This window comes from Rhodococcus sp. 15-649-2-2 (assembly GCF_002258645.1).
Lineage (GTDB): Bacteria > Actinomycetota > Actinomycetes > Mycobacteriales > Mycobacteriaceae > Rhodococcoides.
The window spans coordinates 1-3,467 of record NZ_NPFM01000052.1 but is presented as its reverse complement, the minus strand read 5'-3'; the positions used below and the strand labels follow the sequence as shown (position 1 = coordinate 3,467).

Below are 3,467 nucleotides of genomic sequence, written 5' to 3'. Positions count from 1 at the left end.
GTGTGTGTGTTGTTTGAGAATTGCACAGTGGACGCGAGCATCTTTGTTGTAAGTAATGAAGAGCGTACGGTGGATGCCTTGGCACCAGGAGCCGATGAAGGACGTAGGAGGCTGCGATAAGCCTCGGGGAGCTGTCAACCGAGCTGTGATCCGAGGGTGTCCGAATGGGGAAACCCAGCACGAGTGATGTCGTGTTACCTGCACCTGAATATATAGGGTGTGTGGAGGGAACGTGGGGAAGTGAAACATCTCAGTACCCACAGGAAGAGAAAACAATAGTGATTCCGTGAGTAGTGGCGAGCGAAAGCGGATGAGGCCAAACTTTGTGCGTGTGATACCCGGCAGGGGTTGCGTATGGAGGGTTGTGGGGTTTGCATTGTCGATTCTGCCGGATCGGCCGACAGTGAGAAATTGTGGTGTTAGTCGAAGTGGTCTGGAACGGCCTGTCGTAGAGGGTGAGAGTCCCGTAGACGAAAACATTGCAACTGTCGTTGTGGATACCCAAGTAGCAGCGGGCCCGTGAAATCTGCTGTGAATCTGTCGGGACCACCCGATAAGCCTGAATACTCCCTGGTGACCGATAGCGGACTAGTACCGTGAGGGAAAGGTGAAAAGTACCCCGGGAGGGGAGTGAAATAGTACCTGAAACCGTGCGCTTACAATCCGTCAAAGCTGGTGAACAGTTTACTGTTGCTGGTGATGGCGTGCCTTTTGAAGAATGAGCCTGCGAGTTAGTGGCATGTCGCGAGGTTAACCCGTGTGGGGTAGCCGTAGCGAAAGCGAGTCCGAATAGGGCGTATCCACCTCGAGTGGTGTAGTGGCGTGTTCTAGACCCGAAGCGGAGTGATCTACCCATGGCCAGGTTGAAGCGACGGTAAGACGTCGTGGAGGACCGAACCCACTTAGGTTGAAAACTGAGGGGATGAGTTGTGGGTAGGGGTGAAAGGCCAATCAAACTCCGTGATAGCTGGTTCTCCCCGAAATGCATTTAGGTGCAGCGTCACGTGTTTCTCACCGGAGGTAGAGCTACTGGATGGTCTAGGGGGCCTACAAGCTTACCGAAATCAGCCAAACTCCGAATGCCGGTGAGTGAGAGCGTGGCAGTGAGACTGCGGGCGATAAGGTTCGTAGTCGAGAGGGAAACAGCCCAGATCGCCAGCTAAGGTCCCTAAGCGTGTACTAAGTGGAAAAGGATGTGGGGTCGCGAAGACAACCAGGAGGTTGGCTTAGAAGCAGCCACCCTTGAAAGAGTGCGTAATAGCTCACTGGTCAAGTGATCCTGCGCCGACAATGTAGCGGGGCTCAAGTACACCACCGAAGCTGCGGCACTCACACAATAGCCCGCTGTTCCCTTGCGAGGGTTCAGCCAGGTGTGTGGGTGGGTAGGGGAGCGTCGTGCAGCCATGGAAGCATCGGAGTGATCCAGGTGTGGAGGCTGCGCGAGTGAGAATGCAGGCATGAGTAGCGAAAGACGAGTGAGAAACTCGTCCGCCGAATGACCAAGGGTTCCTGGGCCAGGTTAATCCGCCCAGGGTGAGTCGGGACCTAAGACGAGGCCGACAGGCGTAGCCGATGGACAACGGGTTGATATTCCCGTACCCGTGTAACCGCGCCCATGGTGAATCAGTGACACTAACCACCCTGAATCTCGCTTACTTCACGCCTTCGGGTGTGCGGGGGCGGGTGGATGCGTGGGACCTGATCTGGTAGTAGCCAAGCGATGGGGTGACGCAGGAAGGTAGCTGGGCCAGTCAGTGGTTGTACTGGTGTAAGCCTGTAGGGCGAACGGTAGGCAAATCCGCCGTTCATGAAGCCTGAGAGGTGATGCGTAGCCGATTGAGGCGAATTCAGTGATCCTATGCTGCCGAGAAAAGCCTCTAGTGAGTTGTTACACGGCCCGTACCCCAAACCGACACAGGTGGTCAGGTAGAGAATACTAAGGCGATCGAGATAACTATGGTTAAGGAACTCGGCAAAATGCCCCCGTAACTTCGGGAGAAGGGGGGCCCCTGCCGGTGATCACTCTTGCAGTGTGAGCTGGTGTGGGCCGCAGAGACCAGTGAGAAGCGACTGTTTACTAAAAACACAGGTCCGTGCGAAGTCGTAAGACGATGTATACGGACTGACGCCTGCCCGGTGCTGGAAGGTTAAGAGGACCGGTTAGCCAGCAATGGCGAAGCTGAGAATTTAAGCCCCAGTAAACGGCGGTGGTAACTATAACCATCCTAAGGTAGCGAAATTCCTTGTCGGGTAAGTTCCGACCTGCACGAATGGCGTAACGACTTCTCAGCTGTCTCAACCATAGACTCGGCGAAATTGCATTACGAGTAAAGATGCTCGTTACGCGCGGCAGGACGAAAAGACCCCGGGACCTTCACTACAGCTTGGTATTGGTGTTCGGTTCGGTTTGTGTAGGATAGGTGGGAGACTGTGAAGCGGTGACGCCAGTTACTGTGGAGTCGTTGTTGAAATACCACTCTGATCGTATTGGATACCTCAACCTCGGACCATGATCTGGTTCAGGGACAGTGCCTGGTGGGTAGTTTAACTGGGGCGGTTGCCTCCTAAAATGTAACGGAGGCGCCCAAAGGTTCCCTCAGCCTGGTTGGCAATCAGGTGTCGAGTGCAAGTGCACAAGGGAGCTTGACTGTGAGACTGACAAGTCGAGCAGGGACGAAAGTCGGGACTAGTGATCCGGCACCGGCAAGTGGAAGCGGTGTCGCTCAACGGATAAAAGGTACCCCGGGGATAACAGGCTGATCTTCCCCAAGAGTCCATATCGACGGGATGGTTTGGCACCTCGATGTCGGCTCGTCGCATCCTGGGGCTGGAGTAGGTCCCAAGGGTTGGGCTGTTCGCCCATTAAAGCGGCACGCGAGCTGGGTTTAGAACGTCGTGAGACAGTTCGGTCTCTATCCGCCGCGCGCGTAAGAAACTTGAGGAAGGCTGTCCCTAGTACGAGAGGACCGGGACGGACGAACCTCTGGTGTGCCAGTTGTTCCACCAGGAGCACCGCTGGTTGGCTACGTTCGGAAGGGATAACCGCTGAAAGCATCTAAGCGGGAAGCCTGTTCCAAGATGAGGTTTCTCACCCCCTCGAGGGGGTAAGGCCCCCGGCAGACCACCGGGTTGATAGGCCAGAACTGGAAGTACAGCAATGTATGCAGGTGACTGGTACTAATAGGCCGAGGACTTACCACAAAGAAGCTACGCGTCCACTGTGCAATATCTGAAACAACACACGTTTCAGGATGAACCCACAATTGAATGAACCAACATCGTTCACCGAACCACGATCAGTGGACATCAGTGACGACCGTTGTGTTCCGTGTGTAACTGTTTCGCAGAGTTACGGCGGCCATAGCGGAGGGGAAACGCCCGGTCCCATTCCGAACCCGGAAGCTAAGCCCTCCAGCGCCGATGGTACTGCACTCGACAGGGTGTGGGAGAGTAGGACACCGCCGAAC

General features: G+C 55.3%; 2 rRNA genes. Both read left to right on the top strand.

Features of this window, described 5'->3' with window-relative positions:
* Nucleotides 1-46 precede the first annotated feature (46 nt).
* A 23S ribosomal RNA gene (locus tag CH305_RS28670) occupies nucleotides 47-3,201 on the top strand.
* 149 nt (nucleotides 3,202-3,350) lie between these two features.
* Nucleotides 3,351-3,467: ribosomal RNA gene (rrf, locus tag CH305_RS28665) — 5S ribosomal RNA — on the top strand.